Source organism: Terrisporobacter muris (genome assembly GCF_024621905.1).
GTDB lineage: Bacteria > Bacillota > Clostridia > Peptostreptococcales > Peptostreptococcaceae > Terrisporobacter > Terrisporobacter muris.
On the sequence record NZ_JANKBY010000535.1, the window covers coordinates 1 to 1524 of the forward strand.

At 25.8% G+C, this 1524-nt stretch carries 2 protein-coding genes; both read right to left on the reverse strand.

Features of this window, described 5'->3' with window-relative positions:
- A partial coding sequence (locus NSA58_RS20055; protein ID WP_257560919.1) for a DUF4956 domain-containing protein occupies nt 1–661 on the reverse strand: 661 nt, incomplete at its 3' end.
- Nucleotides 655–1410 (reverse strand): polyphosphate polymerase domain-containing protein, encoded by a 756-nt coding sequence (locus tag NSA58_RS20060; RefSeq protein ID WP_074079543.1) that lies wholly within the window; start codon nt 1408–1410, stop codon nt 655–657. The genes NSA58_RS20055 and NSA58_RS20060, both read right to left, overlap by 7 nt.
- Nucleotides 1411–1524 lie beyond the last annotated feature (114 nt).

Sequence of the window (1524 nt, forward strand, 5' to 3'; positions counted from 1 at the left end):
AAAGAGTAAGTGTGATATTTAAATTACCATTTCTACATCTTAGTTCATCTATAAAAGAATTTTGATTTATATTATGCTTAAGATTTATAATATAAGTTAATTCAAATAAAGAACCAAAATCTCTAGTTTTAACTCTTTGTATATTATAATAATTAGTGTAATTATTTAATATATCTTCAAATATACCTTCATAATTTAAATCCTCTGGAATAGTAATTTTTAGTTGCATAGTTTTATCTTTAGGTTCTGTAAATTTTGTAATATGTAATCCAATCATTACAGCAGATATAATTAAAGTAAATAAAAAGCCATAAGCAATATATCCCATACCACAAGTAAGCCCAATTGCTAAAGTAAAAAATATATATGCAATATCTTTTGGATCTCCTGGGGCACTTCTAAAGCGAATTATAGAAAATGCTCCAGCTAAAGAGAAGGCTCTAGCTACATTGTTGCCAACTAATAAAATAATTATAGATATTATTACAGGCAACATAATTAAAGTAGTACTAAATCCTGAGCTTAAATTGGATTTTTGGTTAGTTTTCATGTAAACTACACTTATTAAAATTCCTAAAATAATAGATGTACCTACTATCAATAGTGAGTTCGTAATAGTAACAGATTCTCCTGTTATTGATAACATTATTTTATCTAACATATTTCAACCTCAACCCCCACTTCATTATTTTCTCTATTATTTAAGCAATACTTCATAAATTCATTTCCATACTTTGAAAAGTGAGTTGGATAAATTTTTAGTTCAGATAGAATTCTTGTAAACCATAAAGGTATTGCACCTAATATTTTAATTTCCATAAGATATTTATTTTCTCCAACTACATCTTCACCAGAGCTACCTTCTTCTAATCGCAAATGATTTCTTCTCGTTAAAACTTTTGAATCAAAAGTGACTCTAAAATCGGGATTATCTTTACAAAAGAAAGCGTTTCTTTCATAAGATATAAATACGGTAGGATAAACTTTTGTTTTACTAAGATAGTATTCTATTTCATTTAGTACTTGTTTATCCATATAGTCCTTAACCATAGGTATCTTATGATTATATATAAAGTCATAAGCCTCCCCTAGTGTAAGAGAAAGTCTTCTTTTGCTTACAATGCCTTTGATTTTTTTCTTCAGTTCTAAAAAAACCTTTTCATCAAGGCTGGTTGGAACTTTGTAACTCCTAAGCCTAAGCTTTTCTTTATAATATGGTTTTGAGATAGAGTGCCTTATTACATCATTATTTTTTGTGTCGTAATATATGTTATAAATACTGTAAGTATTATTGTTTTTACAGTATTTATCTGGATTCATGTAATCTAGAAGTTTTGGAATTAATTTATTATACTGATTTTCTGTTATTAAAAATTTTTTTTCATAACGTTTAAATGATTTTATTGCCATATTTATCACCTCTTTAGTAATTGTTTTACAGTAGGAGTATAATAATTTAACTTAAAAAGAAACTTAGAAAATATGTAAACATATTTTTTAGTTAATAATAGAAATTATAGTTAT